The sequence below is a fragment of the Paenibacillus sp. SEL1 genome, from assembly GCF_054602535.1.
In genome coordinates, this window is record NZ_CM137723.1 from 3,872,471 (window position 1) to 3,888,448 (window position 15,978).

At 38.5% G+C, this 15,978-nt stretch carries 12 protein-coding genes and 3 pseudogenes; 11 read left to right on the forward strand and 4 right to left on the reverse strand.

All coding sequences use genetic code 11. From position 1 onward, the window contains the following. Positions 1-14 precede the first annotated feature (14 nt). Positions 15-1,160 (reverse strand): annotated as a pseudogene (locus ACYCSE_RS18070) (IS3 family transposase). Positions 1,161-1,547: 387 nt separating this feature from the next. Here ACYCSE_RS18070 and ACYCSE_RS18075 point away from each other — a divergent pair. The 7 genes and pseudogenes from ACYCSE_RS18075 (at position 1,548) to ACYCSE_RS18105 (ending at position 8,653) form a co-directional block, all read left to right on the forward strand. Continuing rightward, positions 1,548-2,018, forward strand: a complete 471-nt coding sequence (locus ACYCSE_RS18075) for a hypothetical protein (protein WP_459699188.1) — start codon at positions 1,548-1,550, stop codon at positions 2,016-2,018. Positions 2,019-3,072: 1,054 nt separating this feature from the next. Then, positions 3,073-3,804, forward strand: coding sequence for a YiiX/YebB-like N1pC/P60 family cysteine hydrolase (locus ACYCSE_RS18080; RefSeq protein ID WP_459699190.1), 732 nt, complete (start codon positions 3,073-3,075; stop codon positions 3,802-3,804). 65 nt (positions 3,805-3,869) lie between these two features. Next, positions 3,870-5,042: a YncE family protein gene (locus ACYCSE_RS18085; RefSeq protein ID WP_254349346.1), complete on the forward strand. Its 1,173-nt coding sequence runs from the start codon at positions 3,870-3,872 to the stop codon at positions 5,040-5,042. 18 nt (positions 5,043-5,060) lie between these two features. Continuing rightward, a complete protein-coding gene (locus tag ACYCSE_RS18090; RefSeq protein WP_103744415.1) occupies positions 5,061-5,339 on the forward strand; it encodes a hypothetical protein in 279 nt (92 codons plus the stop codon). 200 nt (positions 5,340-5,539) lie between these two features. After that, positions 5,540-5,872, forward strand: a complete 333-nt coding sequence (locus tag ACYCSE_RS18095; protein WP_103744414.1) for a hypothetical protein — start codon at positions 5,540-5,542, stop codon at positions 5,870-5,872. Positions 5,873-6,121: 249 nt separating this feature from the next. After that, complete coding sequence (locus tag ACYCSE_RS18100; protein WP_459699193.1) at positions 6,122-6,736, forward strand: recombinase family protein; 615 nt, start codon at positions 6,122-6,124, stop codon at positions 6,734-6,736. A gap of 556 nt (positions 6,737-7,292) precedes the next feature. Then, positions 7,293-8,653: pseudogene (locus tag ACYCSE_RS18105) on the forward strand (transcriptional regulator). A 430-nt stretch (positions 8,654-9,083) separates the two neighbouring features. Here ACYCSE_RS18105 and ACYCSE_RS18110 read toward each other — a convergent pair. Continuing rightward, the gene (locus ACYCSE_RS18110; protein WP_459699195.1) at positions 9,084-9,536 is read right to left on the reverse strand and encodes a hypothetical protein; all 453 of its coding nucleotides are present in this window, start codon (positions 9,534-9,536) and stop codon (positions 9,084-9,086) included. A 796-nt stretch (positions 9,537-10,332) separates the two neighbouring features. Here ACYCSE_RS18110 and ACYCSE_RS18115 point away from each other — a divergent pair. The 3 genes and pseudogenes from ACYCSE_RS18115 (at position 10,333) to ACYCSE_RS18125 (ending at position 12,505) form a co-directional block, all read left to right on the forward strand. After that, positions 10,333-11,593: pseudogene (locus ACYCSE_RS18115) on the forward strand (WXG100 family type VII secretion target). 19 nt (positions 11,594-11,612) lie between these two features. After that, entirely contained in the window at positions 11,613-11,834 is a 222-nt protein-coding gene (locus ACYCSE_RS18120; protein ID WP_459699197.1) for a hypothetical protein, read from the forward strand. 368 nt (positions 11,835-12,202) lie between these two features. Continuing rightward, complete coding sequence (locus ACYCSE_RS18125; protein WP_459699198.1) at positions 12,203-12,505, forward strand: YunC family protein; 303 nt, start codon at positions 12,203-12,205, stop codon at positions 12,503-12,505. A 151-nt stretch (positions 12,506-12,656) separates the two neighbouring features. Here the strand turns inward: ACYCSE_RS18125 and mtnA are convergent, their stop codons facing one another. Both mtnA and mtnK read right to left on the reverse strand, forming a co-directional pair. Then, a complete protein-coding gene (gene mtnA, locus ACYCSE_RS18130) occupies positions 12,657-13,766 on the reverse strand; it encodes an S-methyl-5-thioribose-1-phosphate isomerase (protein WP_459699200.1) in 1,110 nt (369 codons plus the stop codon). A 5-nt stretch (positions 13,767-13,771) separates the two neighbouring features. Next, entirely contained in the window at positions 13,772-14,995 is a 1,224-nt protein-coding gene (mtnK, locus tag ACYCSE_RS18135; RefSeq protein ID WP_459699202.1) for an S-methyl-5-thioribose kinase, read from the reverse strand. A 312-nt stretch (positions 14,996-15,307) separates the two neighbouring features. Here mtnK and ACYCSE_RS18140 point away from each other — a divergent pair, with 312 nt between their 5' ends. Next, a complete protein-coding gene (locus ACYCSE_RS18140) occupies positions 15,308-15,778 on the forward strand; it encodes a Dps family protein (RefSeq protein ID WP_069291579.1) in 471 nt (156 codons plus the stop codon). Positions 15,779-15,978: the final 200 nt, after the last annotated feature.

A 15,978-nucleotide genomic window follows, 5' to 3' on the forward strand; every position in this document is an offset into this window, starting at 1 on the left:
AACACCTTTCAAGTTTAAGCAGCCCGTCGCCTGTAATCTACCGGCGACTGGTTATTTAGTTTCGTTTGAATCCGAATTGAGTTATAGTAGGTGACGTAGTCTCGAACGGTCTGTACAACGATTGCAGTCGTTATACAGATGAGATATTCAAGGTAGAACGTTTCAGACTTTAGTGTGGAATGAAACGATTCGATGGGGGCATTATCAGCGGGCGTTCCTTTACGGGACATGCTCATGGTAATGCCTTTTCCCTTTACTGCAGCTTGATAAACCTGTGACGTATATACGCTTCCTTGGTCGCTATGAAGCAGCATGCTTGTCCGTTTTGGAAGTTGATTCAGCGTATCCAAAACCAAGGACGTGTCTTGCTTGTCCGCTATACTGTAAGCCACAATCTCCCCATTGTACAGATCTAGAATGCTAGAGAAGTACAACATTTTTCCGCCAAACGGTAAATAGGTGATGTCCGTGACGAGCTTTTGCAGGGGCGCCTCTGCATGGAATTGCCGCTTCAGCAGATTTTCTGCCGGATAAGCGGGCTGCCCAGTGATCTTTCGTTTTTTCATCCTCACGCGGCACTGTAGCCCCTCACGCTGCATAATCCGCTGAACCCGTTTGTGATTCATTCTTTGCTCTGCCCGAAGGAGTGCGGTGATTTTCCGGTAACCATACCGAAATTTATGATGGATGCAAAGCCCCCGGATTTTCTCCACCGTAGCATCTGTGTGCTCTGTCTTCACGGCTGCTTTCCAGCGGTAGTAGGTCGCTCTTGCGATCCCGAGCCATGTACAAGCCTCAGACACCGTCACTTCGTCTCGAATGGATTCGACCCAAGCAACGGCAACTTCTGGTTCTTACCTCCTTTCCAGTTCCTTGTATTTTTTTAGTAGGTCCAATTGCTGCTTCAGGAATCGGTTCTCCGCCTTTACTTTTTCAAGCTCCGAAGAGTGCTCCGGACCTTTTCCGTAGCTGTATTGTTTACCCACAGGTTGCTCCAGACGATGTACTTCGCCTTTTCGATACCACCTCATCCATGTTTTTAGTTGTGTCTTATTCCGTATTCCCAACTGCTCCATAACCTCTCTTACCAGAACTCTTGCCAATCTCATTTCAATAGCTTTCATCTTCACTTCTACTGGATAGCTAACTCTCGTTGCCAACGTAAAAATACCTCCAAGGTTATCTCCATATCTTACGACATGGCTTGATTCTCTTGAAGGTGTTTTGATGTGTCTCACGTTATGGGGTCAGTTCCATATTAGGAGCTTTAATTCTTAGCTTTTTATTATGTTTAATTATTTATGTGACTTTATATTTTGTAGCAAAGAGGATAGGAAGAGTATACTATTTCACAGATAATATAAACGGGACAGATATTGAGCTTTACTTATTAAAAACTACTGATGAGGGTTATATTTTATTGTCTGATAAACCAGACATTTATTCTAGGGATGGATTTAAGATATTAAAGAAACAAGAAGACATACTCAATAAGAAGATTTATTCAAAGACAATCAATTCATAGTATTGGAGATGATGATCTAAAAATGAATCAAAACCAGCATTACACAATGACCTACACTCTGAACAGCGGCATCAAAGGAAGTGTAAACCTATTCACCAAACAAATACAGGACTGGATAGAATCTTATCGTGTAGGCAGTAAATATGTAACAACAGTAGGCAGAGAGCATTTTGGATTGAATCCTGAGCTTGTAGCAGATTTTAAGGTACATAATGAATATTCTGAGCAAAGGGAACATGTAACAGCATTACAATCTACAGTAACAAGTAAGGCCTGTGAACAGTTAACAAATGCATATAGTCAGCATAAGGTATTGATTCAAGTAGAGTGTAAATGTGGAGCTTCCTATATAGAGAAATCAACATACAGAAAGAACAAATGGGGCTGTAAAGAATGTGGTGATATTGTATTCTTGGATAGCAAAAAGGGTATGGTGGATACGAATAAAGGAAAAGCATGGTATATGACAAATAAGTATTTCGTTGAGAGGTAAGGAGGCTTCTTTGAATTTGAGAGGTTAGATTTGAGTTTCTTCTATTATATATATGACATGAACCAACTTGATAGAGTGAAAACTGATGAAAATAACACTTCCATTCCGCGATTCTTGTTACGATTACGATACGTGTTTGCTGTTTTTAAAAACATAGATATTTAAAGGATTTCTTAAATTTTAATTGCACACAATTTATTAGGTGAAAGTCTTAAAATCCCTTGATGTACCAATCTTTTTTGAAGATTTTTCTCCGATACCAACGATTGAAACCACGATGCAAAGTAATTCTCCACAATTCCCTTTATTTATCTGTATTTTCACTGTTTTCTCGATACGGCAACGATGTAAATATATTCAGGCATAATTTTGAACCATAATGGCTCAAAAAGTCATATGGAATATAGTATTTATGCACATATGAGTAATTTTCACGATTGAACTTCGATACGGGTGTAGTTACAGGCTATCTCTACAGTGCCTCCAAAGTTGGTGAAACCCTCATATGGTTGACACAGCGTCAACTTCCTATCCACTTTACTGAGAACATCAAAATATTACTTTCAAACTATGATTACAAGTAGCTTGAAAAAAGTAGATCAAATTGACTTTTGTTGAATCTATGTATATAATTTGAATATATTGGATAGGGATTTTTATCCAAAAGCTTAGAATATACATTTTTAATCAAAATTAGAGATTATAGCACATGTATAGATCGCTCAAATCTATATTTACCATTACATACTTTTTTAACATAAAGCTCTGTATTTAGCCTTAAAAAAATTGATTGTTATTGGACGGTTACTCTGCCGGACATAAACAATATATTCGCAATTGCTACTTCTTACTTAGAAGGTGATTGCGTAAGCTCGTATTTCTATTTGACTTATGGAGCTAACTAACTAAATTTAACATACATCATCCTCCAAAAAATAGACATACGAGACTCTGTCATATGGAGGGACAAAAAATGAAGTATGGATAAACATGTAGACAAACTTTGAACGGAGTATTCTCTTATATCAATTAAATCCCATTTGGAGGTATAATCATGAAAAAAGTTCTTAGTTTAGCTTTTTCCGCTAGTCTTGCTCTAAGTATCCTTCTTCTTCCCAGTGCAAACATTTATGCAGCCGATGAAACATCGCCTTCCTTCAGTGTTAATGACAATTATTATCAGAAAATGAAAGATGCTGGAATGAGTGATGATGATATTGAGTTACTCCGTAAACATAATGAAAATGATCTTCGTATCATAAAAAGCGGGGAATTGGAAGAGAAGGCATTGAATGACCAAAAAACTAGCCAATCGCTCACTGATAGCTCGGAGAATCCTAGGTTAGCAGCATCAAGTTTAGGAACAGTTGGTGATATTTTGGTTGCCTATAACGCAAGTTCGTGGGGTATTGATTTCGGATATCCAGGACATGCTGCTATTGTTTCCTTACTAAGTGGTAAAACAGTAGAATCGTTCCCAGCTGATGGAGTTCAATATCACACAAATGATTGGAGAGGTCGCTCAAATGTTTATGGAATGAGCGTTAAAGGGGCTTCGGGTTCCCAATATAGAGCAGCTGCACAATATGCAGCTAATCAAATTGGAAAACCCTATAACTGGAATTTTGTTAATCCATGGACAGAAGATAAATTTTATTGTTCACAGTTGGTATGGAAGGCTTGGAAAACTCAGGGGATTGATGTTGATTATATAACAATTGATCCTATTGTTACCCCAATGGAAATAGCTAAATCCGGTAATACTTCAATTTACTATAGTAACTAACAAACCTAATCACTCACAGGAATATATATTTTTTCCTGTGAGTGATTTCACTAAGGGGGGACATTATGCTCTTTAAAAAAAGAATAAGAATTATTGTTGCAACTTTATTTTTACTTGGATTAGCAGTTTCAACGTTTTGGTTTACTACAACACATCATTCATTGAAAAATATAACAAAATCAGAGACATTTACTGTTGTTTATTCTAATGCAATGGATGACGGTGCAGAAATTGTGAAATACAGCAATAAAGGCGAGATTTTAGACAAAAAAAACTTAGTTAATGCCCAGTCACTTTATTATTTTGCCAAAGTAAAGAATGACTATTATTTAATGTCTGAACGAAAAAATAGACATTACATACTTAATCAAAATGGAATTCTTCAACCATTTTTTGGACCTAATAAGTATGGAAAAGATAGGAATATCGGAACTTCATTTTTAAAAGAAAGCGACAATCATCTATTTTTCTCCATGAACGTGGGTATTAATCCGAGTTATTCTCCCACACAGTACACCAATGAATTGGTTTATTTCGATAAAAAAAATTTGAAATATAGAAATATTCTTTTGAATGGATATTTATTATCAACCGTTGAATACAATAATATGGCATACACTTTATATGTGAACAATAATGATAATTCTGTAGGTATTTATGTCATTGATTTAAAAACATCAAAGAAGATCAAACAATTCACTATAGAAAATCGTTTACATGGTTTAAAAGAATACTTTCCGGTAGGCCAAAATGGAGCATCACTACAAATATTTAAAGGCAAGCTTATTGTATTTCTTGATGGCAATACATCTGATACACAATTTCATCCTATAATGCAGATAATTGACCCTAAAAATGGTAAGTTAGAAAATGAAACATCATTGTCAGATACTTCATTTTTGTTTTATGACAGCCAAATTTACAACGATAAATTATATATTCTCTCTGAAGACTTAAATTATACTATTTTCAATGACCTCAACAAAAATCCTAAAAAGTTGAGATTAAAACAAAGCAATTCCGTCTCCGAAAAAATACAAAATGAGAAAGGAGTAATATCTGGAGTACACTATCTTGCAGGATCTGTTTTTGTCCTATATGATTATGTCAAAAATTCTCCTGCTGATAGAATAAGGGAAATAAGAGAATATGACTTATTGACAGGCAAAGAATTACATGTCATTCCTCTAGCATTTAAATCAAACAAGGAAATGATTCGTTTTTTTCTGACTAATTAACTTTAAGGAGTGATTATTATGATTTATTGGTTATTTCCAAAACTTAATCCCCTCCTCCCTACTTTTATATTTTGCCCCATTCTGGCAATCTTGATCGGAGTATGTTTCGCCTATTTCAAAGGAAACATCTACTTAGGATTAATACTAGCCTTGTTACTGCCTCTTATATTTATTGCCACTAATTTAGAAACCATTGCAGTTAATATAGATGCTTGGCTTCTATATGGTTTTATCTACGCAATTATTACGTTTGTGGCTTATAAGATGGCGTTTTCACAGTTAGGAAAAACGAGTTAATTTTTTCACACTATTATCAATAGTCACCACGACCAACTTTTCGCACACTAACTTAGGTATAACAGGCAACGATGCATCTCTAGAGTTCAATCCAGTTTATTTGCTAATTGGAAATCATTCCGGAAATGATGGGTCTGGTTACCCGATTAAAATTTCTGGGAATGGATATGCAAATTAATTAATGAAGGGTTAGGGAAGAAGTGAAGGCTAAATTGAAATTTTTGGGGTTGGCTGCCCTTACTGTTACGTTTGCTGTAGTTATTGGTAATAATATTTTTGCTAGTGACGATGCTTCTGAAGAAATGAAGGGCGTTACAAAAGCAATAGTCCCTGATAGTGTATTAGAAGAACTTAATCATCCTGATAAAATTTATACTAAAGATGGATTATTTATAAAAAAACCGCAATCTCTCCATGATGAAGATAAATTCAATCAAGATGAAGTAGTCTACGACGTTTCAAAGGCTACTGATGAAACTAAAGCAATCATTCAATATGACGCTACTTACATCAAGGAAGAAGACAGTAAATAGATTTGTGTACTAAAGCATTTGAAAAGTTAAGTTGTATAATTGGAATATCTAGGGCGACTTCGGTTGCCCTTTTTATTATGCTCAATTTAGCCAAGGTCTTTTTCAACACTATGTCATAAAGTATGCTTTTAGACATATTAAAAATACACCTGTTTAAGTGTGCCAATAAGTGGTATAATGAATTTAGTCACATGACATGAATTGTGTATACTTTTTGGCACAATGTTGGAATAAGGGAGTGTAATTGTATTGAAAATAGCTTATGGTAGAGTATCTGCTAAGGATCAAAATCCAGAACGACAACTAGTAAAGTTTCGAGAATTGAAAATTGATGAAAGATATATTTTTGTGGACAAGTTAAGTGGGAAGAATTTTAACCGACCTCGCTATCAGGCAATGCGGTTAATGATTCGTGAGGGTGATTTAATTTACATAGATGCACTGGACAGACTAGGCCGAGATTATGATGGTATTATAGATGAATGGAAATACATTACACGGGAAGTTGGAGCAGACATTATATGTTTAGATAATGAAACTTTATTTGATAGTCGTAAGTTCAAAACAATGGGTGATTTAGGAAAACTTTTAGAGGATCAATTCCTAAGTATGCTTGCATACGTAGCTGCACAGGAGAGGTTGAAAAATAAACAAAGACAGAGTGAAGGGATAGAGGTAGCCAAAGCAGCAGGGGTGAAATTTGGTCGTCCTAAGCAGGAGATCACAACTGAATTTGCTCAAGTGTATGACAAATGGAAATCTGGAGCAATCAAGGCTGTGGAGGCAATGGAAGAACTAGGTATGAAAAACAGAACGTTTTATCGTAGAGTTAAAGAATATGAGCAACAGCAACAATTAGGATAAGATATTGTTCATGTGTATGAAGCCTAGATGATTATGTCTAGGTTTCTTTTTCATGTCTATTTTGATCAATACTAGCAGGTACAATAAAAAAAGGGTGGGGGGGGTATTTTACATCGTAAACGTCTATTTAATTTCCAAAATTACCCTTATCACATGCACTTCCATACTGAAGTTAATTTTTGACTCTCGATGCCATCCTAAATATCGTTAAGATTGCTTGTATGCTATATATCCAATCTAAGCTCAATTCATAGATAAATTACAATAGAATATGAACATAACTATTCAATTGGGTAACTTTGTATAGCCTAGAGTTATATTCTGATTTCCGACAATAAAACTATCTACATATGTCAGATGATGATAGTTTTAATCGTGCAACCACTGCAAACTATCCCAAAAGGTGTCTTGAACGCAAATATGAAAAGTATATGATTTTGTTCCAAAAGATGGTACAATCAAGAACGTTAAAACATTTTACTACTTGTTTCACAACTACATAATAATTTTAGCTATGCATCGCATTGTGAGTTCACATTGAAAGGGTGGTTTATCGATGAAAATTGCACCCACGATTAGAGCAGAATTGGAACAATATCTAAAACAAGAAGGCTTAAACCTATCGCAATTTGGACAAATTACAGGGATGAATAGGGGAATAATAAGTAGTATTGTAACAGGTAATAAATCTATGTCTGTTAACCAACTCGACCTAATCACTGAGGCTATGAGTTTACCAGAAGGCCACTTTTATGATCTATTTATAGAAAACTATATCATCGACCATCCTCCAAATATGAGGCGAATAGAGCCATTTTTGTATCGTTGTGCGGAGTTGGATAAGCTAGATGCGATTCGTCGAGTGGTGGGAGCCATTATGGACAATCTACTCTATTCACCCAAGTTATTCGAAATAGCGGAAAACCTATTTGCTCAGGGACAACATGCTGCGGCACTGCTACTCTATGAGGGTGTAGCTGAAGCGGAAAAGTATCAGCACTCTGAACGTCTAGCTATCTGCCAATATCGTATATTCAAGATTCAGATTAGAGATGATCAGGAAAGAAATTTACAAGTAGCGCTCCAATTTGAGTCATTTGTCAAACGACTCGACGCTATAGACCAGTTAGATGCCCTTGTGGATTTGGCTAATGTATACCGATCTTTGCGTAAATGGGAACGGGTTGAGGAAGTTGCTAAAGACTTAAGGGCTTTAGGCAAAGCGCAATATTCTATAGCACACTCTCTTAAAAGAGAACAAGATAAGAAGCCTTTGCGACCATTATTTTTTTATATAACATTCAGTAATTCACTTATTGGAGGCGCTAACTATGAGCAAGGAAACTATGAGTTAGCACTGCAAGCAGCCTATGAATCTGTTGATTTAAAATGGGTGAAAGAAACTGATAAAGAAACAAAACACTGGAAAAACTTATTTCAGGAGTGGGGTGAGACTAATGTGTGCCTGACCAAGCTCATGGCTGGAAATAGAGAGGTACTCCTGCATATGCTGATCTCATTACTAGAACGAAAGATGAGATTCTTCCGGGTCTATGGAACATTATGATCGCAGCCAATCGTTATAGCATGGACGTAGATGATATTCTGAATCGATTTGAGTGTGAAATTTCAAACATACATGATCACGCAGAAATACAAACCAATGATCAGCAAAATATTAATAATCAGCTTGTTGGCGTATTGAGTGAATTGGCTGAATATTGTTTATCCAAAGGCCAGTACGAAAAGGGAGTTCGGTTCTTATTAGATGGTATGAGGAAATCCATTATAATTAATGATGAACGCTCAATCCTTCGTTACAGGATAATTGTCGAACGTTATCAGAAATTTGTCCTAGCTGAAGCCAAGACGGAGTATCATAATTTAGAAAGCTATGCACGACGACTTTCTTATTAGTATTAGTTATAAGTACACAAACAACGAGTAGTCAAGTTAACTATACCATCGGCAGCTCAAAGTGGTTGGTTTCAAGTTTAGGGCTGGAATATAGGAAGTTAGCACGTTTGTATAAATAGTATGGAGCGTTTGTTCGAAAGAAGAATATTAAGTCACAATTAAGGGTTAGACGGGATTGTCCGTTTAGCCTTTTTTGTATGTTAGGGAATGAATTGGGGGGTGAAAATACGAGGAATTGAAATTATTTACTTGGGGTTCGTCTCTAAGTTGTAGAAAAACACCGGTGCCGATAATGACAAAATTTAGTAATTGTTTGGCACCACTGCGTATTAAGATCTAAAGTAAGGTTAGATTTTGAACTGGTTATCTACCATAACTAAATGTGAAGCCTTGGCTAATTGCTTTTCTCATATGGTTATTAACTCCTAGATTATAGCCCAAGACCGCCAGAGAAAACTCCACCGGATTGTGTTTCTACAGTATCAACCACAGCAGTTCCAGTAATTTGGACCCTTTGAGTAGGGAATTTACCAGTTGTAGAAATGGTATTAGCATGTGTATTCTCCAAACTCCAAGAACCATCACTAACTGGTGCCCAATATGTTTCCAGAACATTCGAAATCTCACCAAATAAACCACTACTATATACTGACATTACCGAATATAATCTAGCAGTTACAAATCCATCCTTATAATCTTGATATACAGTAAGTGTTTCGTAGCCGTTTATAGTAATATCCTGTGGTTTAATCGTTTTACTTTCTTTCAACTCGCCTACAGTGTAAATCACATTCCCTGACTCTTTTTCAGTAACATTTATTTCTACTTCTTTTTCATTTTCACTTCTTTGAATATTTATCAGAACTGTAAGGTAGATCAACATAAAGAGTATTGATCTGAATATACTGTGTAGGTGCCTCGCTTGCTTTCGCTTGTTCTCCTAGTATTCCAGAGAAACATGCTAAAAAACAATAAAACTCATTAGAACTGCGGGTAATGCCTTTTTAGATTTTAATATTTTTAATTAATTCCAGAAAATAGAATTTGTTAACGGTCTCATTATAGTCTGAAATAATTGTAAACAATTGACTGGAGGTGTGCTGGATGGATATAGGTGAATTAGTACAGTATTTAAATCGGATGAGTTCTAACATAAGTGAAATAGGGGATAAAACTAGTTCAGGTTTACAGGACATTGAAACTAGATTGAGCAACTTAGATAGCACACTTACTATGACTAATGTTTTGCTCATCGTTCTAATTATTGTTATTGCCATAAATATCACTAAAGTGAAAAATTCGAAGAATTAATTGTCAGAACATTAAATATGTTCATACATGAATGCCTTTATACATACCGAAAGTTGAGACGAGCTGGTTAAGGGAATATTCTTATGAATTGAGTATAGAACCTACTAGTACATTAAAAAGAATGCGAGCCTAAAACACAATTCAGTCTTTCTTAAGAAATTAGCACAACCAAGCAACAACTACATAATTATAAAAAACTTCTAACACTCATTCCTGAGTTGCAGGATATGATTGCCGTTACAACTATAAGGTCTATAGACATAGGCAGAAAGGGTAACCCTTCACATAACAATTAGGAATTAAGATGGTTTTCCATAAATTTGAATAATGTTACTATGTCATAACGAACTCATGACTAGAGGTAAACTATGACAACTATTAAAGTGACACCTGAGCAGCTTATGACTGCCTCCAAGCAGTTTGAGTTAGCACAGCAAACGGCAACTCAAATGAATAGTAATTTAGTACAACAAATTTCATCTATGGGACAATTGTGGGAAGGACTGACTAAAGAGCACTTTTACTATTCCTTCCAAACCTCTCAGAAGAATATGAATGACTTTGTTACCTTGACGGATTCTATTGCTAGGGAATTACGTCACCATGCAGATAAATTCAGATTAGCAGATCTGATGGAAGCAGGTAACATTGACGCAAGTTGTTTACCACCTCCACCGAATTCATGTGCTGTTCCTGCTCCAGATACACGGAATATCGTTCCAAAAATCAGTAGATAGCTTAACTGAACTAGGTCAGGATTTTGTAGACGCTAACTCAGTACGCTATGAGAAAAAGTTTGATTCAGTCTGGAGCTTTCTAGATTATATGTCATTATGGTATTCCAAAAGGAATGTACCAAGGGTACATGGAACGGGCAGCTAAACAAAACGATTCATGGAATGACATGCTCAATTTCGGTACATTTGGAGTAACAGGTATGATTCAAGGGGCATTTAATCCAAACAATGCCTGGTCAAAGGAACACTGGGCTAATATGATCGGTACAGCTGGATTATTTGGAGGAGTTAGTTCAGTAATCAAGCCTAAAATTGGGTTATCAGGGTCTGTAAAATATACTCCATTAAAAGATGGAACTACCCGAATAATAGAAGGAACAGACATTACAAGAAAAATTATAGATACTAATGGTCTGCGTAATGAAGTGCCTTTAACTGAAGCACAAATTGGAAGTTTAACTCAGTATGCAAAAGAAATAGGAATGCCAGAAGAAAATATCCGTGTAGCGGGGCCTAATGATACTTCTCCTACAGGATTATTATTCGATACGATTCTCAATATAAATAATGATGTACTTCCTTCTAATGCCACAGGTAAATTAGCAGCTAATAGCCGGATTACTGGTCATGGAACAATAGCTCATGAAGTTGTCGGGCATTATGAAGCAGGACTAGCCGGAAAATCCTTTCAAGTTATGGATGATGAATTTAATGTTTTAACTAGGAACTTTGCACTTGACGAAGCTCAAGCAAGTATCCGAGCTGCAAGATTTGCTCCTGACTTGACTCAATTAGAAAGAATCATGCTTTTAAGAGATGGAATTACTAGATTAAAAAACGAAGGTATCAAAATTAGGGAAGTTAAAGATATCTGTTCATACATGAACGTTAGTTAGAATGGAGATGTTCTTTTGGAGATTATGAAGTTAGAAGATATTATTAAAACACCCAATAAAGGAATCATTTTAATTGGAACAAATATTGAATTAGATAAGCCGGATTATACCAATTTGAAAAGTTTGATAGGTTCAAAAATACAAGTAGATAAGTTAGATGGGACGAAATGTGAACTGGACGTATTGGATATTAGCATTTCTTTTTCCATTGCTAAACCTTCCACTCATTGGTATTAGTGTAAAGGATTCGGAAAATATTAAAGATATAAAAAAGGGGACAAAAGTAGTGCAATTACTGTAGATTTATAATGTATTTCGATTTTCATAAAATAAATTAAGGCATCTGAAAAAGTGGAGTATGCGAATCGCATACTCCTATCTTTATTTATAGTGTTGTAAATATAAACAATGAACTTACGCCTACAAAATATTTAAACAACTAAACGAAAAGAACATTGTACTGAATTTTGCCCAAAGTTAGGAGGCCCCCTCGAGTTATAGTTATTCACCATGATATTTTGAACGTATCCACGAGCGTCCACACTTACCCGCAAATGCCGCATAAAATATCCCGGGTGAACAAAGAGGAGGTGCATGTAATAACCATGATACACATGGAACCCGTACAAGTGGGTGAGCATACATTTATCGGAGTCGAAGTCAAAATGCCTAAAACAACGCTGCTGACTATCTCCAACTCCCGTGGTTACATCATGTGTGGTGCACTGGATGTTGGACTGCTCAATGAGCGGCTGGCGGATCGGAAAATTCTTGCCGCACGAGCTGTGGGGGTAAAAACGCTGAAAGAATTGTTGGAAGCGCCGATGGAATCGGTGACGACAGAAGCGGAGCAGCTGGGGATTAAGCCGGGGATGCCAGGCTACGAAGCATTATTGAAACTGGTGTAATGAAGCCTATGTGCATATGTTGCATAAAAGTAGAGGAACAAGAACCGAAAAAAACCGGACTTTTTGGCTCCGGTTTTTTTCTATGAAAAGTTCTATTCTATCGAGAAGAATTCTTTGAATTATATACGAACTATATGATCTGCAAGAACAATTATTCGGCAAACAAATTGGTCAGGCTCTCGCTAAAGGGTGCTTGTACAATTCCTTTTTCGGTAATGATGGCGGTAATGTACTCATGAGGTGTAACGTCGAAAGCTGGGTTGTAGACTTTGATGCCCTGCGGGGCGGTCCTTTTACCAAAGCTTTCGGTAACTTCCTCCGCAGAACGCTCCTCGATCGGAATATCTGCGCCTGTTGCGGTCTGCAAATCAATGGTAGATAGTGGGGAAGCGACATAAAAAGGAATGCCATGCGCCTTCGCTAGCACAGCTAGACTGTAGGTGCCGATTTTGTTGGCCACATCGCCATTAGCAGCGACTCTATCTGTGCCGACAATGACGGCCTGTACCCATCCTTTGGACATCACCATGCCCGCCATATTGTCACAGAGCAGGGTGACATCAATGCCTGCCTGCTGAAGCTCGAAAGCGGTCAGCCGCGCACCTTGCAGCACAGGGCGGGTTTCGTCGGCAAATACTTTGAGGTGGATGCCATTCTCTTGCGCTAGATACATCGGTGCCAGCGCTGTTCCGTATTTCGCTGTCGCCAATCCACCTGCATTGCAGTGAGTGAGTACGCCCATCCCGTCCTCGAACAGAGGTAAAGCATGGATGCCGATCTGGCGACATACTTCTTCATCCTCTGCCTGAATGGCTATGGCTTCACGCTCCAGCCCGGCATTCCAGTCTTCGACCTGGCCTCCGGCAGCTTCAACGATGAGTTCCCCGGCCCGCTTCTTCATGCGGTCCAGAGCCCAGAAGAGGTTCACGGCTGTCGGCCGTGAAGTAGCCAAATGTCCGCACACGGCGTCTACATGCTGCAGCCACTCAGCAGCGTCGGTGCCGTCGTAGGCGGTAGCTCCTAGCACAACGCCGTAGGCCGCTGCCATCCCGATAGCGGGCGCACCGCGTACCTTCATGGCATGTATGCCATTCCATACTTCATCGGCCGTGAATAAATCCAGCATGACAATCGTTTCGGGTAGCAGACGCTGATCCAGCATGGACAAATGGTTACCTTTCCACACCAGTGAAGATAGAGCCTGCCTGGACACTGCAGCTTTCCCAGAGTTTACGGGCGCCGATTCATTCTTTTCACTCATATTCATTAGGCTCCTTTAGTTTGGGCAGCTGTTGCTGTCCGAACAATGTCTCCCAGTTCCCGAATCGAATGAAGCTCGCGATTGCGAAGAACCAAGGATTTACCGATAGATAACGCCAGACGTTCCGCAGCTTCCTTGATAGCAGGATCGGCAATAGTGTCGATATCTGCCACATGCGACAGGCTGATGATACGGCGAATCACTTTGCACCCTGCAAAACCAATCGTATCTTGCAGTACTTTCTGGAGATACAAGTCCTGATATCTCGCTGTACGTGCCATATGATCGGTGACATGCTCGTCCCACAGTTTGCGGAACCTACCCTCAAACTGCTCCCATACCTGAATGGCAGTCTCCAGAAGCCAGTCACGTCTTTCCTTTAGAGCTTTCTCGCCAGAGGTCCATCCGGGTTGTGCTGCGTAGTTCAACAGCAGATTGGCGATCACCGCTCCGATGTCAAAGCCCATGGGTCCGTAGTAGGCAAATTCAGGATCAATGACTTTAGTCGATTCGGTCGTTACGAAAATGCTGCCAGTATGAAGGTCACCGTGCAGAAGCGCTTCGGTTCGTGTCAAAAACTTTTCTCGCAGCAAAGCCACTTCCAAGTGAAGCACTTGATCTGTACGTAGCGCCTCTGCTTCGTCTTCGATGTAGGCACCATAGTTGTTATTATCTGAGAACCGATACGGTTCATCCAGAATCAGATCTTCAGTTATTTTGCAGAGATCTGGGTTGATAAAGCGTTTAACCAGATCTTTTTTGTCCTGCTGATTCATGCCCAAATCTGAGGTGAAGAAGAGCGTGCGTGCCAGAAACTCCCCAATATGATTAGCGAAATATGGATAGGTGTTTCCTTCTATTAGTCCCTTGCGCATGATGGTGTGTGAGCTAAGATCCTCCATCACGGTCAACGCAAGCTCATCATCATACGCCAGTACCGCAGGAACCAATTCTGGGCAAATATGGTGTTCCTGCTGAAGTGCCTCGCGTTCAATACGGGCACGATCCAGTGAAAGCGGCCAGGATTCACCCACAATTTTTACATAGGGAAGTGCCTGCTTGGCAATGATACTCTTATTAGATTCAGAATCCGTAATGTGAAAAACCAGATTTAAGTTACCATCACCGATTTCTCGGCATTCCAGACGGGCATCCTGACTAAAAAATCCGGGGATGTTCTTCACGAATTCGATTGCTTCTTCAGTCGTTAAAGGATGATATTGGGACAACGAAGTCACCTCCATAAATTGTGCGCATGTAAATAGTTATAAAATATCACAATATTAAACCAAGTATTTTGATAGGATAGAGAAAGTATAACGAAAATCATTGAAGTTTTGTACATTTTTTTTATGGGGATTGAAAGAGGAAGAAAGGAGTACTCTTCTTTTTGTTTCAACTCCGTATAGTAAGGGTAAATATGAAACAGACGTCCGGCAGGTGATATTAGGATGCCCGCTGGCGTCTTACCGTCAGCAATGACGGTGATGGATACGTAAACGTTCCTGAAAATCAATTTGATGAAAAAGGAAGGGATTATGATGGCTAAAACAACAAGTAACTCGAAAAATACGCAAACCAAATCGGTGGAGGAACTTTTAAACCGTCAAGTCGCTAACCTCAATGTGTTATATGTAAAAATTCATAACTATCACTGGTATGTGAAAGGCTCCAGTTTCTACACACTCCATGTTAAATTTGAAGAGTTATACAATGAAGTGACATTGAAAATGGATGAGATCGCCGAGCGTTTGCTCGCGTTGAAAGGTTCTCCTTCCGCAACGTTGAAGGAATATCTGGAGCTGTCGTCGATTCAGGAAGCAAACGGCAACGAAGATGCTCCCAAGATGGTACAAACCTTGATCGAGGATTTTGCAACTGTATGCGAGGAGTTTCAGGAAGGTATCGAACTGGCGGAAAGCAATTCCGACCAGCCAACGGCAGATTTGCTGATCGGTTATAAAGCGGATCTGGAAAAACATATGTGGATGCTTCGCTCTTATTTGGGCTAATTGTCAGAATTTCGATTCATCACTTATGCCTAGTTCGGTGAATTTAATTCCACTCCATAGTGATGGGGTTACGCTCTGAAATGAACCCTTTACATGTAAAACGCTACTGACGTCATGCTGTCAGTAGCGTTTTTATGGCTGAAAAGAGATCATGTATCTCATGTTTTTTGTGCAAATTTATAATTAAATAAACATTCGCA

What these genes read in the sequence shown, in the direction of transcription:
- ACYCSE_RS18075 (WP_459699188.1), top strand. Translation starts at nt 1,548, where the DNA reads ATGAATCAAAACCAGCATTACACAATGACCTACACTCTGAACAGCGGC.
- ACYCSE_RS18080 (WP_459699190.1), top strand. Translation starts at nt 3,073, where the DNA reads ATGAAAAAAGTTCTTAGTTTAGCTTTTTCCGCTAGTCTTGCTCTAAGT.
- ACYCSE_RS18085 (WP_254349346.1), top strand. Translation starts at nt 3,870, where the DNA reads ATGCTCTTTAAAAAAAGAATAAGAATTATTGTTGCAACTTTATTTTTA.
- ACYCSE_RS18090 (WP_103744415.1), top strand. Translation starts at nt 5,061, where the DNA reads ATGATTTATTGGTTATTTCCAAAACTTAATCCCCTCCTCCCTACTTTT.
- ACYCSE_RS18110 (WP_459699195.1), bottom strand. Translation starts at nt 9,536, where the DNA reads ATGTTGATCTACCTTACAGTTCTGATAAATATTCAAAGAAGTGAAAAT.
- ACYCSE_RS18125 (WP_459699198.1), top strand. Translation starts at nt 12,203, where the DNA reads ATGATACACATGGAACCCGTACAAGTGGGTGAGCATACATTTATCGGA.
- mtnA (WP_459699200.1), bottom strand. Translation starts at nt 13,766, where the DNA reads ATGAGTGAAAAGAATGAATCGGCGCCCGTAAACTCTGGGAAAGCTGCA.
- ACYCSE_RS18140 (WP_069291579.1), top strand. Translation starts at nt 15,308, where the DNA reads ATGGCTAAAACAACAAGTAACTCGAAAAATACGCAAACCAAATCGGTG.